General features: G+C 63.6%; 17 protein-coding genes and 2 pseudogenes. 14 read left to right on the forward strand and 5 right to left on the reverse strand.

The annotated features are described in order from the left end of the window. Window positions 1–38 precede the first annotated feature (38 nt). Window positions 39–383, reverse strand: coding sequence for a DUF1236 domain-containing protein (locus CWO91_RS08880; protein WP_091892769.1), 345 nt, complete (start codon window positions 381–383; stop codon window positions 39–41). A gap of 139 nt (window positions 384–522) precedes the next feature. Here CWO91_RS08880 and CWO91_RS08885 point away from each other — a divergent pair, with 139 nt between their 5' ends. From CWO91_RS08885 to CWO91_RS08900, 4 genes are all read left to right on the forward strand, one after another. Next, a complete protein-coding gene (locus CWO91_RS08885; protein WP_130213128.1) occupies window positions 523–756 on the forward strand; it encodes a hypothetical protein in 234 nt (77 codons plus the stop codon). A gap of 387 nt (window positions 757–1,143) precedes the next feature. After that, window positions 1,144–2,142, forward strand: a complete 999-nt coding sequence (locus tag CWO91_RS08890) for a TRAP transporter substrate-binding protein (protein WP_128939656.1) — start codon at window positions 1,144–1,146, stop codon at window positions 2,140–2,142. A gap of 81 nt (window positions 2,143–2,223) precedes the next feature. Further along, window positions 2,224–2,739, forward strand: a complete 516-nt coding sequence (locus CWO91_RS08895) for a TRAP transporter small permease (RefSeq protein WP_130213129.1) — start codon at window positions 2,224–2,226, stop codon at window positions 2,737–2,739. Beyond that, on the forward strand, window positions 2,736–4,055 hold the full coding sequence (locus CWO91_RS08900) for a TRAP transporter large permease (RefSeq protein WP_130213130.1): 1,320 nt from the start codon (window positions 2,736–2,738) through the stop codon (window positions 4,053–4,055). Before CWO91_RS08895 ends, CWO91_RS08900 begins: the two co-directional genes overlap by 4 nt. A 65-nt stretch (window positions 4,056–4,120) precedes the next feature. Here the strand turns inward: CWO91_RS08900 and CWO91_RS08905 are convergent. Then, window positions 4,121–5,394: pseudogene (locus CWO91_RS08905) on the reverse strand (serine hydrolase domain-containing protein). 177 nt (window positions 5,395–5,571) lie between these two features. Between CWO91_RS08905 and CWO91_RS08910 the strand changes: the two are divergent. Beyond that, window positions 5,572–6,489 carry a dioxygenase gene (locus tag CWO91_RS08910; protein WP_130213131.1) on the forward strand — a complete coding sequence of 306 codons (918 nt, stop codon included), beginning with the start codon at window positions 5,572–5,574 and terminating at the stop codon, window positions 6,487–6,489. Window positions 6,490–6,593: 104 nt separating this feature from the next. On the opposite strand, the gene CWO91_RS08915 is transcribed toward CWO91_RS08910, so the two are convergent. Then, complete coding sequence (locus CWO91_RS08915; protein ID WP_165405314.1) at window positions 6,594–8,330, reverse strand: bifunctional protein-serine/threonine kinase/phosphatase; 1,737 nt, start codon at window positions 8,328–8,330, stop codon at window positions 6,594–6,596. Window positions 8,331–8,390: 60 nt separating this feature from the next. After that, window positions 8,391–9,230, reverse strand: a complete 840-nt coding sequence (locus CWO91_RS08920) for a formate/nitrite transporter family protein (RefSeq protein WP_130213133.1) — start codon at window positions 9,228–9,230, stop codon at window positions 8,391–8,393. A 239-nt stretch (window positions 9,231–9,469) separates the two neighbouring features. Here CWO91_RS08920 and CWO91_RS44985 point away from each other — a divergent pair, with 239 nt between their 5' ends. The 4 genes from CWO91_RS44985 to CWO91_RS08940 all read left to right on the forward strand — a co-directional run bounded on the left by CWO91_RS44985 (window position 9,470) and on the right by CWO91_RS08940 (window position 12,985). Continuing rightward, entirely contained in the window at window positions 9,470–9,604 is a 135-nt protein-coding gene (locus CWO91_RS44985) for a hypothetical protein (protein WP_283810940.1), read from the forward strand. A gap of 297 nt (window positions 9,605–9,901) precedes the next feature. Beyond that, the gene (locus CWO91_RS08930; RefSeq protein WP_130213134.1) at window positions 9,902–11,221 is read left to right on the forward strand and encodes a CmpA/NrtA family ABC transporter substrate-binding protein; all 1,320 of its coding nucleotides are present in this window, start codon (window positions 9,902–9,904) and stop codon (window positions 11,219–11,221) included. A 60-nt stretch (window positions 11,222–11,281) separates the two neighbouring features. Further along, window positions 11,282–12,178, forward strand: a complete 897-nt coding sequence (ntrB, locus tag CWO91_RS08935) for a nitrate ABC transporter permease (protein WP_130213135.1) — start codon at window positions 11,282–11,284, stop codon at window positions 12,176–12,178. Between the two features lie 12 nt (window positions 12,179–12,190). Continuing rightward, window positions 12,191–12,985: an ABC transporter ATP-binding protein gene (locus CWO91_RS08940; RefSeq protein ID WP_130213136.1), complete on the forward strand. Its 795-nt coding sequence runs from the start codon at window positions 12,191–12,193 to the stop codon at window positions 12,983–12,985. A 30-nt stretch (window positions 12,986–13,015) separates the two neighbouring features. Here CWO91_RS08940 and CWO91_RS08945 read toward each other — a convergent pair whose 3' ends face one another. Beyond that, window positions 13,016–13,228 (reverse strand): hypothetical protein, encoded by a 213-nt coding sequence (locus CWO91_RS08945; RefSeq protein ID WP_130213137.1) that lies wholly within the window; start codon window positions 13,226–13,228, stop codon window positions 13,016–13,018. A gap of 96 nt (window positions 13,229–13,324) precedes the next feature. Here CWO91_RS08945 and CWO91_RS08950 point away from each other — a divergent pair, with 96 nt between their 5' ends. The 5 genes and pseudogenes from CWO91_RS08950 to CWO91_RS08970 all read left to right on the forward strand — a co-directional run bounded on the left by CWO91_RS08950 (window position 13,325) and on the right by CWO91_RS08970 (window position 20,375). Further along, window positions 13,325–14,728, forward strand: coding sequence for an MFS transporter (locus tag CWO91_RS08950; protein ID WP_130213138.1), 1,404 nt, complete (start codon window positions 13,325–13,327; stop codon window positions 14,726–14,728). A gap of 129 nt (window positions 14,729–14,857) precedes the next feature. Then, complete coding sequence (locus tag CWO91_RS08955) at window positions 14,858–15,286, forward strand: globin family protein (protein ID WP_130213139.1); 429 nt, start codon at window positions 14,858–14,860, stop codon at window positions 15,284–15,286. A 10-nt stretch (window positions 15,287–15,296) separates the two neighbouring features. Beyond that, window positions 15,297–16,513: pseudogene (locus tag CWO91_RS08960) on the forward strand (NAD(P)/FAD-dependent oxidoreductase). A gap of 27 nt (window positions 16,514–16,540) precedes the next feature. Next, a complete protein-coding gene (locus tag CWO91_RS08965; protein ID WP_130213140.1) occupies window positions 16,541–19,243 on the forward strand; it encodes a nitrate reductase in 2,703 nt (900 codons plus the stop codon). 235 nt (window positions 19,244–19,478) lie between these two features. Continuing rightward, complete coding sequence (locus CWO91_RS08970) at window positions 19,479–20,375, forward strand: SMP-30/gluconolactonase/LRE family protein (RefSeq protein ID WP_130213146.1); 897 nt, start codon at window positions 19,479–19,481, stop codon at window positions 20,373–20,375. The last annotated feature ends 155 nt before the right edge of the window (window positions 20,376–20,530 follow it).

Here is a 20,530-nt window from a genome sequence, read left to right on the forward strand (position 1 = left end):
CGCCGTTGGGAAGCAGCCGCCCGGAGGTCGCGTCGCGATCAATCGATTTCCTGAACGACCACGCGCGAGCCCGGATCCACCAGCATCACGCGATCGCTGGAATAAACGTAGCGATACTTCGTCAGTGAGGGGCCCCAATCCGCCGGAACGGCCTCAAGCTCGACGTCGGTCGGCACCGTCGCACCGACGATGATCTTTTCCTTCGTCACCACCGGACGAACGCGGTGCTCGGTGATGTAGGATTTGATCTTGGTGCGGTACTCCGGCTCGATCTGAACTGCCGCCGCGTGACCGGTTCCAGTGGTGGTCACCACGGTGGACTGCGCGAACGCGCCGGTCGAAATCAGGACGGCTGCGGCGGACAGCAGGAACAGCTTTTTCATCTTGTCCTCCTCACAGGAATATGCGCCGCAACAACATCTCACCATGCGCGCCGTTCCTCCCGCGTAGGAACAAATTGCTATTTTTTCCCGTTTCTGAATCGACCGGGCCCGGAAGCCCGGGAAATTGGAGGAGGAGAAAATGACGCTGAGAATAGCGAGTGCAGCGCTGATGGTTGCTGCATTGTCCTTGCCGGCGTTCGCGGCCGACGAGTTCTACGTGGTCCAGGACGTCAAGACCAAGAAGTGCACTATCGTCGACAAGAAGCCGACAGACACGTCCATGACCGTCGTCAGCCCGTCGGGCACGATCTACAAGACGCGCGCCGAGGCTGAGACCGGCATGAAGACCGTCAAGATCTGCACATCCAATTAGGGAGAATGTGATGCCCGTGATCCCCGTATTTATTCTCTGGGCCGTGCCAGCGATCATTGTGATCGGCGGCGGCATCTATCTGATTGGTCACATGCCCTAGGCCTGTCGAGGAAGGCGAGCGGGCCTCTGCGTGCAGCGCACAGGTCCGCAAGTCTGCCGTTTCTACGAGAGCGGGAGGCCGCCTGTGCGGCCCCGCACGCCAGCAGGAGTGCGAGTTGCAGTGCAACAGGTCGTGGGGGCGTCGCTTTGCGACGAAGAGTGCCTCCAGGTTACGCGAAATGACTTCCGTCCCGCCGTCGTTTTTCATACGCTCCCCGAACGCTGGCCGTTAACCGGCTGCGCTCACGCCCCGGCGACAGGGGCGGGGCATCAATGGGAGGGGAGACGATGAAGCGAAGATCATTTCTCGCCGGTATCGGTGCGACCACTGCGGCAGCTGCGATTGGCATGCCGTCGATCCTCAGGGCGCAAGCGCCGATCACGCTGAACGGCGCGGTCCAGTTCAACGACGACCATGCCTTCAACCGCGCGCTGATCCGGTTCGAGGAGCTGGTGAAGAAGTACTACGGCAAGCCCGTCAACTTCACGCTGCACAAGAACTCCTCGCTCGGCCTCGAGAAGCAGTATTTCGAGTACATGTCGCAGGGCAAGGCGGTCGATTACGGCATCGTCTCGCCGGCCCATATGTCGACCTTCGCCAAGGCGGCTCCGTTCATCGATGCGCCCTTCGTGTTCAAGGGCATCGAGCACATGAACAAGGTCGTCGAGGCCAATATCCTGGCGCCGATCGCCGACGAGGTCGCGGCGAAGGCTGAGGTCGTTCTGATCGGTTATGCGGGCGGTGGCATCCGCAACATCTTCGCGAACAAGCCGCTCAGGAATCTCGCCGATCTTAGGGGTCTCAAGGTTCGCGTGCAGGGGGCGCCGATCTGGTCGAAGACCTTTGCGGCAGTCGGCATGAGCCCGACCGTGATCGCCTACAACGAAATCTACAACGCGATCCAGAACGGGGTGATATCGGCCGGCGAAAACGAGGCGGCCGGCGTCGAGGCGATGAAGTTCTACGAAGTGGCCCCGCATCTCAACCTGACCCAGCACGCCGTGTCGATCCGGCCGATCTGCTTCTCGGTGAAGACGCTGAAGACCTTGCCGAAGGATTTGCAGGACGCGATCATGAAGGCCGGCAAGGAGGCAGGCGACTACGGCCGTCAGCTCGAGTCGAGCGAAGAGGTGGTCAAGCTCGACACGCTCGAGAAAGCCGGCAAGCTCAAGCGCGTTCCCTTCGAGGAGCGGGACGCGATGAAGAAGCTCGCCGATCCCGTGATGGCCACCTACGCCAAGGAAATTGGTGCGGAAGGCATTTTCGAGAAGATCAACGTCGTCTGAGGTCGTTGCGTCCGCCGACAATAGTCCGGGCAGGCCCCGCTTCTTGCCCGGAAGGCGGATGAGCTGCCGCACGGAGCCCCAATGTCTGAAACGCCCGACTTGTCCGCACGGTCGCTGTGGCGTCGCGTCACCGCGGCCTATGCGAAGTTGCTGGAGTTCCTGTTGGCCGCCTGCGTCGGCGTCCTGATCGTTCCGGTCACCTTGCAAATCATCTCGCGCTACACGCCCTTCATTCCCTCCTACATCTGGACGGAGGAAATGGCGCGGTTCCTGTTCATCTGGACGATCATGATCGGCGCCATGGTCGGTGTGCGCGAAGCGCAGCATTTCGAGGTCGACGTGTGGCCCAATCTGTCGGGACGATCGGAGGCCGCGGTACGGATCCTCGCGCGTCTCGGCGTACTGGCACTGGCGCTGGTGTTCGTATCGGCCGGCATGGAGTTCACCCGCTTTGGCTGGAACAGAACTTCGGAGCTGGCCGATCTGCCGCTTTGGCTGATTCACGTTGCCTGGCCTGTGACCGGCGCGACGTGGATCGTCTTTGCCGGTGAACAGATCGTTGATGAGATGCGCGTTCTGGTTGGGGCAGGGCGATGAGCGGCAATGTGCTCTCTGCCGGACAGGCCGCGATGGTGCTGTTCGGGGTTTTCATCGGCCTGCTCATCGTGCGCGTGCCGGTCGCTTTCGCGCTCGGCCTTGCCTGCGTGCCGATCCTGCTGATCGAGCCGCGTCTGTCGTTGATGACGCTCGCGCAGGAGACCTTCAATGCGTACAATTCATTCATCCTGCTGGCGGTGCCGTTCTTCCTGCTGACGGCGAACCTGATGAGCATCGGCGGCATCACTGACCGCCTGGTGGCGCTGTCGCGCTCGATGGTCGGGCACTGGCCGGGATCGCTGGCGCAGATCAACGTCGTGCTCTCGGTGTTCTTTGCCGGCATCTCAGGCTCCTCAACCGCGGATGCGGCGAGCCAGTCCAAGATCTTCATCGATGCGCAGACCAAGGAGGGCTATGATCTCTCGTTTTCCATCGCCATCACGGCGGTGTCGGCCGTTCTAGCGGTCATCATCCCGCCGTCGATCCTCATGATCGTGTGGGGCGGGCTGATCTCGACCTCGATTGCGGCGATGTATCTGGCCGGCATCGTACCGGGCCTGCTGATCGCGGGCGCGCAGATGGCGACGGTGCACGTCTATGCGGTGCGTCGCGGCTACCCGACCTATCCGAAGGCGACCTGGGTCGAGATGCGACGCGCCATTTGGCAGTCGCTACCGGCGCTGATGACGCCGCTCATCATCGTCGGCGGCATTCTGCTCGGGTGGTTCACCGCGACCGAGTCCGCCTGCGTCGCCGTGCTCTATTCTGTCGTGCTCTCGGCGTTCTTCTACCGCGAGACAGGTCCACGCGAATTGTACAAGGCCTTGCTCGACACCGGGCGCCTTGCCGGCGTGGCACTGTTCTGTGTCGGCACCGCAAGTGCGTTTGGCTGGCTGCTTGCCTACTACAGGATTCCGCAAGAGCTGCTGGCCAATGTCTCGACCTGGGGCATGGGCGCCGTCACGGCCGGTTTTTTCATCTCCTTCTGCTTTCTGGTCGTGGGCTGCTTCCTCGACGCCATCCCGGCCATCATCATCGTCGGCACGGTGCTGGAGCCGCTGGCCAAGTCCGTCGATCTCCATCCGGTCCAGTTCGCGATCATTTCCATCGTATCGCTGGCCTTCGGACTGGTGACGCCGCCCTATGGCTTATGTCTGATGATCGCCTGTTCGATCGCCGGTGTGCGGCTGCGCTATGCTCTGAAGGACACGGTGATCATGCTGGTTCCGATGCTGCTCGTGCTGGCGGCAGTCATCGTTTGGCCGAGCGTGTCGCTGTTCCTGCCACGGCTGATCGTGCCGGAGATGCTCAGATGAGCGTCTGCAAATGAGCTTCTGAGAGCGCGGTCCCGCGGCCGCCGGCCGCGGGATCGATTCAATGGTTACAGATTGCTCTCGGTGATCGCGGCGTAGACCATGCTCCGCAGCTCGCGACGGATCGGGTAGGCGCTCGACGGCAACACCTGCGTCATGAAGATGGTGATCAGCTCTTCGGCCGGATCGATCCAGAACGAGGTCGTGGCCGCGCCGCCCCAATTATATTCGCCGGGGCTGCCGGCGATCAGCGTTTCCGCCGGGCGCATCGTCACGGCGAAACCGAGACCGAAGCCGATGCCGTTATAGGCGGCTTCCGAGAACAGCGAGCGTGACACCTCGGGCAGGAATCGTCCGCCCGGAATGTGATTAGTGGACATCAGCGCCAGCGTCTTCGGCCCGATCAGCCTGACGCCGCCGAGCTCGCCACCATTGAGCAACGCGCGGCAGAAGGTGAGATAATCGGCGACCGTCGAGCACAGCCCGCCGCCGCCGGAGATGAAGGAGGGCGGCGACAAGAACGAGCTGGTTGCCGGATCGTCCTGAAGCGTCAGGCCCTCGCGCCGCTGGCCGGCATGGAAGGTCATGCCGCCGCCGGGGTCTGCCGAGTAGCAGGCGGCGAAACGATGGGCCTTCGAGGCCGGCACGTGGAAATCAGTGTCGCTCATGCCGAGCGGATCGAGAATGCGTGCTTTCAGAAACTGTTCGAACGGCATGCCTGAGATCTTGCCGACGAGATAGCCGAGCACGTCGTCGCGACCGAGTAGTTCCAGGCCTCGCCAGGCGAGAACTCCAGCGGGATCTTTGCCAGGCCCTCGATCATGGTCTGGAGCGTGCCAGACTTCTCGACCTCGCCGATCTTCTCGGCGCGATAGGCGGCATCGACATTGGAGCGCTGCTGGAAGCCATAGGTGAGGCCGGAGGTATGACGCAGGAGGTCGACGATCAGCATCGGCCGGGACGGCGGCCGGGTCAGGAAGGCCGGGTAGGTGCCGGCAACGAACACGCCGAGATCCTTCCATTCCGGAATGTATTTGGCGACGGGCTCATCGATCGCGACGAGGCCCGCCTCGACCAGCATCATGAAGGCGACGCTGGTGAGCGGCTTGGTCATGGAATAGATGCGGTAGATGGTGTCGTCCTTAACCGGCACCTTGCGCTCGACGTCGGCAAGGCCCTGAACCGAGCTGTATGCGACCTTGCCACGGCGGAAGACGAGAAGATGCGCGCCCGGGAACCGGCCGGCATCGATGTACCGGCTCTTCAGATGCGCATCGACGCGGTCGAGTGCAGTCTTGGACATGCCGACGGATTCGGGCGAGGCAGGGGTGGGCGCGAGCATCAGTTCCTCCCGGGCAGTTTTGTCTGTCAGTTGATAGCCGAAATGCCGGCCTCATTCCAAGGGCGGCGCGCTTAACGGGAGCAGGCCTGCTGGTGTAGGCTGCAGCCTGGTACGCCTCCAGGGAGCCCCAAGGGCCTCTCATGGGGCCAACGAGAAAAATCCAGGGCAAAACGCACCATGACCCAGTTCAACGAGACCGAACTCACCGAAGCCGTCGTCAAGAGCTTCGACAGCACACCGAACCCGCGTGCGAAATTCCTGTTCCAGGAATTGGTGAAGTCCCTGCACGATTACGTGAGCAAGACCGATCTCACCTTCGCGGAATGGGAATATGCCATCGACTTCCTGACCCGCACCGGCCAGAAGTGCACCGACACCCGCCAGGAGTTCATTCTCCTGTCCGACGTGCTCGGCGTCTCCATGCTGGTCGATGCCGTCAACCACCGTGACCGCGAGGGCGCGACGGAGACCACCGTGCTCGGTCCGTTCTATGTCGGCGAGCACAAGGTGACCGCGCACGGCACCGACATCTCGCCGCATAATCTCACCGGCGAGAAGATGTTCGTGCAGAGCCGCGTCACCGACCTCAAGGGCAAGCCGCTCGCAAACGTTCCGGTCGACGTCTGGCATGCCGATGACGACGGCTTCTATGATTCCCAGAAGCCGAACTATGACGAGGTCGGCGCCTCGGCGCGGGCGCGCTTCATCACGGATAGCGACGGCCGCTTTTTCTTCCGCACCATCCTGCCGTGCAGCTACCCGATCCCGACCGACGGCCCGGTCGGCGAGATGATCATGCAGACCAAGCGTCATCCGATGCGGCCGGCGCATGTGCATTTCCTGGTCAATGCGAAGGGTTATGAGCCGCTGATCACCCACGTTTTCATGGACGGCGACAAATATCTGGATACCGACGTCGTGTTCGGCGTGAAGGACGACCTCATCGCCAAGGTCGAGCCGCGCAACGATCCGGCAATGCCCGACGGCACCAAGGCAAATGGGCAGTGGCATCTGATGAGCTACGAATTCCACCTCAAGCCCGGCGGCGGCATGGCGCCGCAGCCGCTGGGGACGAAGGCGGCCCAGCCGGCGTGACGACTAAAGCGCGATGAGATTAGGATGAATCGTCATCGCGCTTTAGGTTACTGTTTGAGCATGATCTTTTCGGAAAACCGCTGCACACTTGTCCGGATCATGCTCTAACGCGCGTGCAACAGTGCCAGCAGCACGACGACCGCGCAGGCGAGCGCCGCCGAGGTCAGTTTCCAGAACATCAGCGGGCTGCGCTCCAACAGGGGCGTGATCCGCGTGTTGAGATAGGCCGGATTGGGCGTGCGAAGCTCGAAGACGAATTCGGACAGATCCTCGTGCCGCTTGTACGGATCGGGATGGAGCGCGCGCCTGAGCGCGCCGTCGACCCAGGCCGGCACGTTGCGATCGTCGTCGGCTGGGCGATACTGAAGTCTCCGCACGTCCGACTTGCACCGGATCTTGGCGATTTGGGTGCCGTAGGGCAGCTTTCCCGTCAGCATCTGGTAGCAGATCACGGCCAACGAAAACATGTCGGAGCGCGGCGAGCCGCCCTGCCCAAGAAAATATTCCGGCGCCGTATATTGGACCGTTCCCAGGATTTCGTCGGCCTCGTCCGGCGGCGCGGCTTCCGCGACGCCGGCGACCCTGACTGACCCAAAGTCGATGATCTTCGCGGTGCCGGTCTTGTCGATCAGGACGTTGTCCGGCCTGAGGTCCTGATGCAGCATCTCCATGCGGTGGAACGCGCGCAGGCCGGCGGCGATCTGCTCGATGAGGCCACGGACGGTTTCGAGATCGGGGCGCGGATTGTCGGTCATCCACTGCTTCAAGGTCTGGCCTTCGACGAATTCGGTCGCAACGTAGAGATAGCTGCGCCGTCTCGACTGTGACAGCGGCTTCAGCACGTGCGGGCTGTCGATCCGGCGCGCGATCCACTCCTCCATCAGGAAGCGCTTGAGATAGGCAGCATTGTCGCGCAGGTCGACTGACGGCAGCTTGAGCGCGACCGGCTCCTCGGTCTCGGTGTCGACGGCAAGGTAGATATGACTGCGGCTGCTGCCGTGAATCTCGCGGACGATCCGGTAGCCGTCGAAGAGCGCGCGTGGCTCCGGCAGCGGAGGCAGCGGCAATTGTGACGTCTGATTGAAAATGCCGGCCGGCTCGCGCTGTGGCACTGCGTCGATGCGCAGGATCTGGACCGTGATGTTGTCGTCGCTGCCGCGCCGGTAGGCTTCCTCGACGATGGCCTTGGCAGCGCCGTCGAGCTCGGCTGAATGCTCGTTCAGTGCGCTCGTGACGAAGCGCGCGTCGACGAATTCGTAGGCGCCGTCGGTCGCCAGCAGAAAAGTGTCGCCCGCTTCGATCTCGAAGGCCTGGTAGTCGATCTCGAGCTGCGGGTTGATGCCGAGTGCGCGGCCGAGATAGGTCTGCTCCGACGACACGATGATGCGGTGATCGTCGGTCAGCTGCTCGAGCGCCTTGCCGGCGATGCGGTAGACGCGACAATCGCCGACATGGAAGATGTGCGCGGTGGTCGCCTTGATGACCATGGCGCTCAGCGTGCAGACATAGCCCTTGTCGCGGTCATAGGCGTATTGGCTCTTGCGCGTCTGCGCATGTAGCCAGGAATTGGTGGCGTCCAGCACGCGGCGGGCGGACGTCTTCGCCGTCCAGGATTCCGACGTGCAGTAATAGTCCATCAGGAAGCTCTTGACCGCCGACTCGCTGGCGATCTGGCTCACCGTGCTGCTCGAGATGCCGTCGGCGAGGACGGCGGCGATGCCCTTCAGGCTGAGCAGCGGCTCCTCCGGAATGAGGACGCCGTGAAAATCCTGGTTGATGGGCTTGCGACCCTTGTCAGAATGCTGGCCGACCGAAATCAGGAGACCGGGGGTCATCGTCATCACCAGGAGAGGGGAGCCTCACCCTGCGCGGGCGTGGCTCCCCTGTCGAGTCGTGTTTGATCAGGCCGCGACGCGGGGCTTTACGGCCTTGTCGGCCTGGCGCTTCGGCAGGGTCATGACGTGCGTGGCATAGAGGGTCATGCCGGTGAAGGCGAGGCCGCCGACGAGATTGCCGAGCACGGTCGGGATCTCGTTCCAGATCAGATAGTCCAGGATCGAGAATTTTGCGCCGAGCAGCAGCCCGGACGGGAACAGGAACATGTTCACGACGGAATGCTCGAACACCATGTAGAAGAACACCAGGATCGGCATCCACATCGCGATGACCTTGCCCGGGACCGAGGTCGAGATCATGGCGCCGACGACGCCGGTCGAGACCATCCAGTTGCAGAGCATGCCGCGCATGAACAGCGTCGCCATGCCGGCCGCACCGTGCGCGGCGTAGCCGAGCGTCCGGCTTTCGCCGATGATGCCGATGGCGGTGCCGACCTTGTCGGGGGCCTGCGTGAAGCCGAACGTTGTGACGAAGGCCATCATGAAGGCCACGGTGAAGGCGCCTGCGAAATTGCCGACGAAGACCAGGCCCCAATTGCGCAGCACACCGCCAAGAGTGACGCCCGGGCGCTTGTCGATCAGCGCAAGCGGCGAGAGCACGAATACGCCGGTCAGGAGGTCGAAGCCCAGCAGATAGAGCATGACGAATCCGACCGGAAACAGCAGCGCGCCGATCAGCGGCTGGCCCGTGTTCACGTTGATCGTGACGGCGAACCATGCGGCGAGCGTGAGGATTGCGCCGGCCATGTAGGCGCGGATGATGGTATCCCGGGTGGACATGAAGATCTTGGACTCGCCTGCATCCACCATCTTGGTGACGAATTCCGAAGGCGCGAGATACGACATCAATGGTTCCTTTTGCTTCGTAAGTGAGATCGACACACCCTCTTGGAGAGCGCGGCTGAACGTCTTGGGCCGTGCGGGCTGGCCTGCCGCGCACGAGGGCTATGGAGATTGGAAGCCTTGGGAATCGCGTCACGACGGCCGAGAGGGCCGCGAAGCAGTTGAGCTTCCGGAATGCAGCCGCCAGAGGCTGCAACAATGCGGCAAGCCGCAGTCTTCGTTGACGTTAAAGGACATGCAAGTTGCGTGCCGTCTGGGCGCGTGAGAAAAATGAACGCAACATCAATGCGATGGGCCGCGTCCTGATTCTCTCCCACCGCGCCGCCGGCCTTGTGCTTGAGCTGCTGCACAAACTTTGTGCGGCGCACAAGGATTGAGCAGCCCGCAAGTTTCACATGCGGAGCGGTCCTGCGGCGACCTGTCGCATCATCCATAACATATTGATTATTCGATTGTTTCTAGGTCGCCGGGCTTGGCATGAAGCTTGAATGGTTCCAGGCCGACGCCATTGAAGCCGTCCCGCGAGACTTCTCATCCGATTTGCTGACGCCACCAGACGGGGGTCTCCCCGTCGTGCGTTCGCATGCGCCAAAGACGGCGTCATCGGACGGACGGGCTGCTCGTGTGCACTGACGCCAATCAATTCTGCAACGACGCAAAGGACGACACTGCCTATGACGAAGCGCACCCGCCGGCCCTCGGATAACGGGCTCAGCCGCCGCCAATTGTTGAAGGCCGCAGGCTCTACCGCCGCACTCCTTGCCGCCGCAAAGCTGAATTTCCCCGCCGGCGCCTTCGCGCAGGAGGCAGGCCCCGAGGTCAAGGGCGCCAAGCTCGGCTTCATCGCGCTCAGCGACGCCGGCCCGCTCTTCGTCGCCAAGGACAAGGGCCTGTTTGCCAAATACGGCATGCCCGATACCGACGTACAGAAGCAGGCCTCTTGGGGCACGACGCGCGACAACCTCGTGCTCGGCTCCGAGGGCAACGGCATCGACGGCGCGCATATCCTCACACCGATGCCGTATCTGATCTCGGCCGGCAAGGTGACGCAGAACAACCAGCCGACGCCGATGTACATCCTGGCGCGGCTCAATCTCGACAGTCAGTGCATCTCCGTCGCCAACGAATATGCCGATCTCAAGCTCGGCGTCGATGCATCGCCCTTCAAGGCGGCGCTGGAGAAGAAGAAGGCCTCCGGCAAGGCCGTGAAGGCCGCGATGACCTTCCCCGGCGGCACGCACGACCTCTGGATCCGCTATTGGCTCGCCGCCGGCGGCATCGATCCCGACAAGGACATCGAGACCATCGTGGTGCCGCCGCCGCAGATGGTGGCAAATATGAAGGTCGGTACCATGGACTGCTTCTGCGTTGGCGAGCCATGGAACCTGCAGCTCATCCACCAGAAGATTGGCTATACCGCTGTCACCACCGGCGAGCTCTGGAACAAGCATCCGGAAAAATCCTTCGGCATGCGCGCGGCCTTCGTCGACAAATATCCGAAGGCGGCAAAGGCGCTGCTGATGGCCGTGATGGAAGCCCAGCAGTGGTCGGACAAGGCCGAGAACAAGGCCGAGCTCGCCGCCATCATGGGCAAGCGGCAGTGGATGAACTGCCCGGTCGAGGACGTGCTCGACCGCACCGCAGGCAAGTTCGACTACGGCATCCCCGGTAAGGTGGTCGAGAATTCCCCACACATCATGAAGTACTGGCGCGACTTCGCCTCTTACCCCTTCCAGAGCCACGATCTCTGGTTCCTCACCGAGGACATCCGCTGGGGCAAATACGAGGCGAATTTCGACAGCAAGGCGCTGGTCGCCAGGGTCAACCGCGAGGACCTGTGGCGCGACGCGGCCAAGACGCTCGGTGTCGCGGCCTCCGAGATCCCGGCCTCTACCTCGCGCGGCAAGGAGACCTTCTTCGACGGCAAGGTGTTCGATCCGGAAAATCCGGCTGCCTATCTGAAGTCGCTCGCGATCAAGCGTGTCGAAGTCTGATGGAGCCAGCGGCCGCCTTCGGGCGGCCGCATCGTCTTTTGAAGCCGGAGAGAGATTGCAATGAATATGTCTGCCGCCAAGATTGAGATTGAGACCGCGACGCCTGCGGCCAGCGCCGCGCCCGTCGTCGCGATGACGCCAAAGCGTCCCCCGCGCACCGAAGCTTACGCACGCATGGCACGGGAGACGGCCGTGCGCGTGATCCCGCCGCTGGTCGTGATCGCGCTGCTGACGCTGGTGTGGGAACTGGTCTGCCGCCGCGCCGGCTCGGCGCTGCCGCCGCCGTCAAAAGTGTTCAAGGACACAAAGGAGCTGATCTTCGATCCGTTCTTCGACCATGGCGGCATCGACAAGGGCCTGTTCTGGCATCTGTCCGCCAGTCTTCAGCGCGTTGCGTTCGGCTATTCGCTGTCCGCCGTCGCCGGCATCGCGCTCGGCGTGCTGGTCGGACAGTCGGTCTGGGCCATGCGCGGGCTCGATCCGCTGTTCCAGGTGCTGCGCACGATCCCGCCGCTGGCCTGGCTGCCGCTCTCGCTCGCAGCGTTTCGCGACGGCCAGCCCTCGGCGATCTTCGTCATCTTCATCACCTCGATCTGGCCGATCATCATCAATACCGCGGTCGGCATCCGCAACATCCCGCGGGACTATCGCAACGTCGCTGCGGTGGTGCAGCTCAATCCGCTCGAGTTCTTCTCCAAGATCATGATCCCCGCGGCCGCGCCCTACATCTTCACCGGCCTACGCATCGGCATCGGCCTGTCGTGGCTCGCGATCGTCGCTGCCGAAATGCTGATCGGCGGCGTCGGTATCGGCTTCTTCATCTGGGACGCCTGGAACTCCTCGCATATCAGCGAGATCATCCTGGCGCTGTTCTATGTCGGCATCGTCGGCTTCGTGCTGGACCGCCTGATCGCGGGCCTCGGCAAGTTCGTCACCCGCGGCACCGCGCAGAATTGAGAGGAGGGGCACATGACTGCCTATCTGAAGCTCGACCACATCGACAAGGTCTTCACCCGCGGCGCCGCCACCACGGAGGTGCTGAAGGACATCAATCTCACGATCGAGAAAGGCGAATACGTCTCGATCATCGGCCATTCCGGCTGCGGCAAGTCGACCCTGCTCAACATCATTGCAGGCCTGACCGGTGCGACCATCGGCGGCGTGCTGCTGGAGAACCGCGAGGTGAACTCGCCGGGGCCCGATCGCGCCGTGGTGTTTCAGAACCACAGCCTGCTACCGTGGCTGACCGTGTACGAGAACGTCAGGCTCGGCGTCGACAAGGTCTTCGCCAGGACCAAGTCCCGCGCCGAGCGCGACGCCTGGGTGATGCACAATCTCAACCTCGTGCAGATGGCCCACGCCAGGGACAAGCGTCCTTCCGAAATCTCCGGCGGCATGAAGCAGCGCGTCGGCATTGCGCGGGCGCTGGCGATGGAACCGAAGGTGCTGCTGCTGGACGAGCCCTTCGGCGCGCTCGACGCGCTGACCCGCGCCCACTTGCAGGACTCGGTGATGGCGCTGCACCAGAAGCTCGGCAACACGATTCTGATGATCACCCACGACGTCGACGAGGCCGTGCTCTTGTCCGACCGCATCGTGATGATGACCAATGGGCCTTCCGCGCGCATCGGCGAGGTGCTGGAGGTGCCGCTGGCGCGCCCGCGCAAGCGGCTCGAGCTTGCGACCAGCGCCACTTACTTGAAGTGCCGGCAGCGCGTGCTCGAATTCCTCTACGAGCGTCATCGCTTCGTAGAAGCCGCGTAAACCAAAGGTTAATGCGCGAAACGTCCGCGCCTAAATAATCGACATCCCGCTCAATCCTTGTGCGCCGCACAAGGATTGAGCGAATCGCAAATTTAGCGTGCGAAAAAGCCCTGCAAGAAATTCGGGCAATGCGAATAACGCGCTGAAATCCCTGTATTTCCAGCGTGCGCGCAACTGGCACGGAAATTGAAACGTCTTTGCGCGACGCCAACGACGACGTCCCTCAACATCATCAATCAGCATCGTGAACTCGCCACCGGGGTGAAGCCTCGGAGCGTGCCTCCGTGGCCGGAGGCTGAGCCTGCAACGACGCAGCGGTGAGCCTGGAAGGGATACTCAATGACGACGAATCCGACACGAAATCCGGCTTCAAGTCCAACCTGGATTTCAGACTGGCGCCCCGAAGATGAGGCGTTCTGGAATGCGACTGGCAAGACTATCGCGCGACGCAACCTGATCTGGTCGATCGTGGCCGAGCATATCGGCTTCTCGGTCTGGCTGATCTGGAGCATCGTCACCACCAAGCTGCCGCAGGCAGGCTTCCACTACACCACCGACCAGCTGTTCCAGCTCGTCGCGGTGCCGGGCCTGATCGGCGCCCTGATGCGCTTTCCCTACACCTTCGCGGTGACGACCTTCGGCGGCCGCAACTGGACCATCTTCAGTGCGGCGATCCTGTTCATTCCGACGCTGTCGCTTGCCTATTTCGTGAGCCAGCCCGACACGCCGTTCTGGCTGATGCTGCTGATCGCCTCGACCGCGGGTCTCGGCGGCGGCAATTTCGCTTCCAGCATGACCAACATCTCCTTCTTCTTCCCCGACCGGATGAAGGGATGGGCGCTTGGCCTCAACGCCGCCGGCGGCAACATCGGTGTCTCCAGCGTGCAGCTCTTGACCCCGATCCTGATGACGCTCGCCGTCTTCAACCTGTTCCAGGCAACGCCCGTCGATGGCATCTTCCTCCAGAATGCCGGCTTGATGTGGGTGCTGCCGATCGCGATCGCGGTGTTCGGCGCGGTGTTCTTCATGAACAACCTGACCTCGGCGAAATCGTCGGTGAAGAACCAGCTCGCGATCGTGAAGCGCAAGCACACATGGATTATGGCGTACCTCTATATCGGCACGTTCGGATCCTTCATCGGCTACTCCGCCGCGTTCCCGCTGCTGATCAAGACGCAGTTCCCCACCGTGACGATCTCAATCGCCTTCCTCGGCCCGCTGGTCGGCTCGCTGTCGCGGCCGCTCGGCGGCTGGCTCGCAGACCGGGTCGGCGGCTCCATCATCACATTCTGGAATTTCATCCTGATGGCGGGCGCCACGGTCGGCGTGCTCTACTTCGTCGGGCAGAAGGATTTCATCGGCTTCCTGTCGATGTTCCTGATCCTGTTCGTGACGACGGGCATCGGCAACGGCTCGACCTACCGCATGATCCCCTCGATCTTCCGCGAGGAGAACCTGTTCAAGGTGCGCGGCAAGGGCGATGCGGCACGCGCGCTGGCGCTCAAGACGGCGAGCATCGAGAGCGGCGCAGCGGTCGGCTTCATCGGCGCCATCGGCGCGGTCGGTGGCTATCTGATCCCGACCGGCTTCGGCAAGTCGATCGCCATGACCGGCGGGCCGCAGCTCGCGCTCGCGATCTATCTCGGCTTCTACGCCTCCTGCCTGGCTCTGACCTGGTGGTTCTACCTGCGTCGCAGCCCGCAGGGTGAAGGCGCGCCAAGCCTCGCCGAAGCGCGTGTGTGAGCATGACCGCTTGGCACGAATGTCGCTTCTCCCCGTACGCGGGGAGGAGTCTCTCTGATGACGTTTGATCCATGAACTTTTTCCGCAACGGCGCGGACGAAGGCAGACCGAAACAGACAGGAGAACACTATGACGCCCGAACAGATCGCCCTCATCCAGCAGAGCTTCGCCAAGGTCGCACCGATATCGGAGCAGGCCGCAGTGCTGTTCTACGATCGTCTGTTCGAGGTGGCGCCGTCCGTGCGCGCGATGTTTCCCGAGGACATGACCGAGCAGCGCAAGAAGCTGATGGGCATGCTCGCCGCCGTCGTCGGCGGCCTGTCGAACCTGGACTCGATTCTTCCCGCGGCCTCCGCGCTCGCCAAGCGTCACGTCGCCTATGGCGCAACGGCCGAGCACTATCCGGTGGTCGGCGCGACCCTGCTGTGGACCCTGGCGAACGGTCTCGGCGAAGCCTGGACGCCCGAACTGGCAAAGGCCTGGACCGACGCCTACGGCGTGCTGTCCGGCTACATGATGTCCGAAGCCTACGGCGCACAGCCGCAGGCCGCTGAATAGGAGATGCTTCGTGAGTGAACCGCTGGTCATCGTCGGTAACGGTATGGCGGCCGCGCGTCTGGTCGACGAGCTTGCCAAGACCGCGCTCGGCCGCTACGCGGTCGCCGTCATCGGCGAGGAGCCGCGGCTCGCTTACAATCGCGTGCTGCTCTCATCCGTGCTGGCCGGCGAGACCGGCTCGCACGAGATCGAGCTTCGGCCGGCCGATTGGTGGCGCCATCGCGGCGTTACCGTGCGCTACGGCTACCGCGTCACCGAGATCGACACCGGCCGCCGCGAGCTCAAGATCGCCGGCGAAGAGAGCATGGAATATTCCAAGCTGGTGCTCGCCACCGGCTCGACGCCGCTGCGGCTCAACGTGCCGGGCGCCGATCTCGCCGGCGTGCACACCTTCCGCGACACCCGCGACGTCGACCTGCTGCTGACGCTGGCCGCGGCGAAGAAGCGCGTCGTCGTGGTCGGCGGCGGCCTGCTCGGTCTCGAAGCGGCTTACGGCCTCGCCAAGGCCGGTGCGCCGGTGACGCTGCTGCATCTGATGGACCGGCTGATGGAGCGTCAGCTGGATGGGCCGGCCGCCGATCTGCTCAAGACGCTGGTCGAGCGCAAGGGCATCCGCATCCTGCTCAACGCCTCCACCACCCGCATCCATGGCGATGGTCACGTCGAGGCCGTCGAGCTTGCCGACGGCAGCCGCATCGAGGCCGACGCCGTGATTTTCGCCGCCGGCATCAGGCCGAACGTCGCGCTTGCCAAGGAAGCAGGCATCGCGGTCAACCGTGGCGTCGTCGTCAACGATGTGATGCAGACGGCTTCGCCCGACATCTTCGCCCTCGGCGAGTGCGCCGAGCATCGCGGCACCTGCTATGGCCTGGTCGAGCCGGCCTATGAGCAGGCGCGCGTGCTGGCGCGGCATCTGGCCGGCGTCCCGCCGCCTATCAGGGCAGCGTGGTCTCGACCAATCTGAAGGTCTCCGGGGTGAGCGTGTTCTCCGCCGGCGACTTCATGGGCGGCGAGGGCAGCGAGAGCCTCGTTCTCACCGACCGCAGGCGCGGCACCTACAAGAAGCTCGTCATCGCCGACGGCCGGCTCACCGGCGCCGTGCTGATCGGCGATACCGTCGATGCACTCTGGTATCTCGAGCTGATCCGCAATCGCGACAAGGTGACGGCGATCCGCACCGACATGATGTTCGGCCGCGCGCTGCCGCGTCCCTCCAAGGCAGCTTGACCAGGCAGCTTGATAAGGCAGCTCGATATGACGGCGATCGACCCCACGCTCCGCGCCACCAAGACGACCTGTCCCTATTGCGGCGTCGGCTGCGGCGTGCTGGCGACCCCCGACGGCAAGGGTGGGGCGGCGGTCGCGGGCGACCCTGATCATCCCGCCAATTTCGGCCGGCTGTGCTCGAAAGGCTCGGCGCTCGGCGAGACCGTCGGGCTGGAAAGCCGTCTGCTCTATCCGATGATCCGCTGCAAGGGTGTGCTGGAACGTGTCGCCTGGAGCGATGCGCTCGATCACGTCGCCCACCGCATGCAGCACATCGTGGCGCGCGACGGCGCCGACGCGGTTGCGTTCTATCTCTCCGGCCAGCTGCTGACCGAGGACTATTACGTCGCCAACAAGCTGATGAAGGGGTTTGTCGGCACCGCCAATGTCGACACCAATTCACGGCTCTGCATGTCGTCCTCGGTCGCCGGCCACCGCCGCGCCTTCGGGGCCGACACTGTGCCCGGCTGCTATGAGGATCTCGACCAGGCCGATCTGTTGGTCTTCGTCGGCTCGAACGCCGCCTGGTGCCATCCCATCCTGTTTCAGCGCATGCTCAGGAATCGGCAGGAGCGTGGCGCACGCATGATCGTGATCGATCCGCGCCGCACTGACACCGCGGATGACGTCGATCTGTTCCTCGGGCTCAAGCCCGGCACCGACACGGCGCTGTTCTCCGGCCTGTTCGTCAACCTCGCCGACAACGGCGCGCTGGATCAGAACTACATCGCGGACAACACGTCGGGCATCGACGACGCGCTGGCTCGCGCGCGCAACATTGCCGGCAGCGTCACAGCGACCGCGCTGGCCACCGGACTGTCCGAGCAGGACGTTGCGACCTTCTTCCAGATGTTCCGCGACACGCCGCGCGTCGTCACGCTCTATTCGCAGGGCGTCAACCAGTCGGCGCAGGGCACCGACAAGGTCAACGCGATCCTGAACTGCCATCTCGCCACCGGGCGCATCGGCAAGCCGGGCGCCTCGCCGTTCTCGCTCACCGGCCAACCCAACGCGATGGGGGGCCGCGAGGTCGGCGGCCTCGCCAATATGCTGGCCGCCCACATGGGCTTTACGCCGCCCGACATCGATCGTGTCCGGCGGTTCTGGAAGGCGCCGCGCATCGCCACCCATGAGGGATTGAAGGCGGTGCAGTTGTTCGAGGCGATCGACCGCGGTGAGGTCAAGGCGCTCTGGGTCATGGGCACCAACCCTGCGGTGTCGCTGCCCGATGCCGACTTCGTGCGCGAGGCGCTGAAGAAGCTCGAGCTATTCGTGGTGTCCGAGAACGTGCTCTCCAACGACACGGTCGCGGCCGGGCCGCATGTGCTGCTCCCGGCCCTCGCCTGGGGCGAGAAGTCGGGCACGGTGACCAACTCCGAACGCCGCATCTCGCGCCAGCGCTCGTTCCTGCCGGCGCCGGGCGAGGCGCGCCCCGATTGGTGGATCCTAAGCGAGACCGCAAAACGTCTCGGCTTCGGCGACAGCTTCAATTACAAATCGGCCGCCGAGATCTTTCGCGAGCACGCCGCGCTCTCGGCCTTCGAGAACGATGGCTGTCGTGATTTCGATATCGGCGCGCTGACCTCGCTGTCTGACGAAGCCTTCGACGCCTTGAAGCCGGTGCAGTGGCCGGCGCGCCAAGACGAGGCGCCCCGCGCGCGCTTCTTTGCGGAAGGCGGCTTCTTCACCAATGACGGCAAGGGCCGCTTCGTCGCGCCGGAAGTGCCGTCGCTGCGCAGCGAGACCGGCGCCTCGCGCCCCCTCAGGCTCAATACCGGACGCATCCGCGACCAGTGGCACACCATGACGCGCACGGGCCTCAGCCAGCGGCTGGGCGCACATCTGCCCGAACCTTTCGTCGAGATCCATCCCGATGACGCCAGCAAATACGGCGTCGCTCACGACGGCTATGCCCGCGTCACCACCGATTACGGACAGTGCATCCTGAAAGTCGTCGTCAGCGAGCGCCAGCAGCGCGGCACGCTGTTCGCGCCGATCCACTGGAGCGCGATGAACGCCTCGCATGGTCGCGTCGGCGCGCTGGTGCAGTCGTTCACGGATCCGTTCTCCGGCCAGCCGGAATCCAAGGCGACACCGGCCGCGATCGCGCCTTACGAATTCGTCTTCCGCGGTTTTGCGCTGTCGCGTAGGCAGCTCGATCTGCCGGCGAACCTGCTGTGGACCCGCGTCACGGTTGCCGGCGGTTTCGGCTATCTGTTCGCCGACAACGCGGATCTGTCGCGCTGGCCGGCTTGGCTCGACGGCGTTGCCGGCGAGGACATCGCCGAATATCGCGATTTCGGCGGCGGCATCTATCGCGCTGCCTCGTTCGCGGGCGATCGCATCGAGGCCTGTCTGTTCGTCGGCCCCGGGCATGACGCCGGCGATTGGGAAGTGGTCAGAACTGCCTTTGCGGCCGATCACGTCACCGACGAGCAGCGCCGCATGCTGCTATCAGGCAAGTCGACGGAGGGAGCGGCCTCGACCGGGCCAATCGTCTGCGCCTGCTTCGGCGTCGGCCGCGGCACCATCTGCGACGCCATCGCCACCGGCGCACGCACCGCGGCCGAGATCGGCGCCAAGCTCAAGGCCGGCACCAATTGCGGCTCCTGCATCCCCGAACTGAAGCGGCTGCTCGCGACGACGGAAGTGCCGGCGAAGCAGGCCAAGCTCGCGGGCGCGGCGAGCTGAGCGGGATCCTCTCCCTATCGTCGTCCTGGCGAAAGCCAGGACCCATTACCCCGGTCAGCGTTGCCGAGGCGCGCTGTGGCGACTGTCATCCGTAACAACATCTCACTGTGGTAATGGGTCCTGGCTTTCGCCAGGACGACTCGGAGAGTGTCGCGCGGCCGTTGCGCCAATCGACGAGAGCGGATTTGTATCTTATGCTCCGCATCCCGCCAGCTCGACCCACACAACAACAATGATGTACCTGGAAACGCCGCCGCGCCTGATCGAAACAAGAATCTTCTCCGCCATGCCTGACAAGTTCCGCCGCAAGGGCGTGCGGACGGATTGGGCCGACGCCAACCGGCCGGGCGTGCCGAGCGATAGCTTCATCGAGGGGCCATCCTTCGACAAGGAAGGCAATCTCTACATTGTCGATATTCCGTTCGGCCGCATCTTCCGTATTGCGCCCGATGGCGCGTGGTCGCAGGTCGTCGAATATGAGGGCTGGCCGAACGGGCTGAAGATCGCATCCGACGGCCGCATCCTGATCGCTGATTACATGCATGGCATCATGGAGCTCGATGCCAAAGCCGGCCGCGTCACGCCGGTCCTGACCGCGCGCAATTCGGAATCGTTTCGCGGCTGCAACGATCTGCATCTCGCCTCCAACGGAGACATCTATTTCACCGATCAGGGCCAGACCGGCCTGCATGATCCGAGTGGTCGGGTCTATCGGCTGGCATCGAGTGGCCGGCTCGACTGCCTGATCAACACCGGCATCAGCCCGAACGGCCTCGTGCTCGACCCGACCGAGACCGTCCTGTTCGTCGCCATGACGCGCGACAATGCGGTGTGGCGGCTGCCGTTCATGAAGGATGGCAGCGTGTCGAAGGTCGGCCGCTTCTGCTCGCTGTTCGGCACCAGCGGCCCTGATGGCATGACCATGGACGCCAAAGGCCGCCTGTTCGTCGGCCACGCCTCGCTCGGTCACGTCTTCGTATTCGCGCCCAACGGCGAATTGATTGCGCGGATCAAGTCGTGCGCGGGGCCGAATTGCACGAATGTGGTGATCGGTGGCGAAAGGAAGGATCGTCTCTATATCACTGAGTCCTCGACCGGGAGCGTGCTGGTTGCGGACATCGGTGAACTCTGACGCAGGATGGTGATTGTCAGGTGAAGCCGGGTCTTCTTCGCCTCTCCCCGCTTGCGGGGAGAGGCCGGAATTTGCGAGAGCAAATTCCGGGTGAGGGGGAGCCTCCGCGAGTCCAACTGCTACCGTCGTTGCGGAGGCTCCCCCTCACCCCGACC

It is taken from the genome of Bradyrhizobium genosp. SA-3, assembly GCF_004212635.1.
Classification (GTDB): domain Bacteria; phylum Pseudomonadota; class Alphaproteobacteria; order Rhizobiales; family Xanthobacteraceae; genus Bradyrhizobium.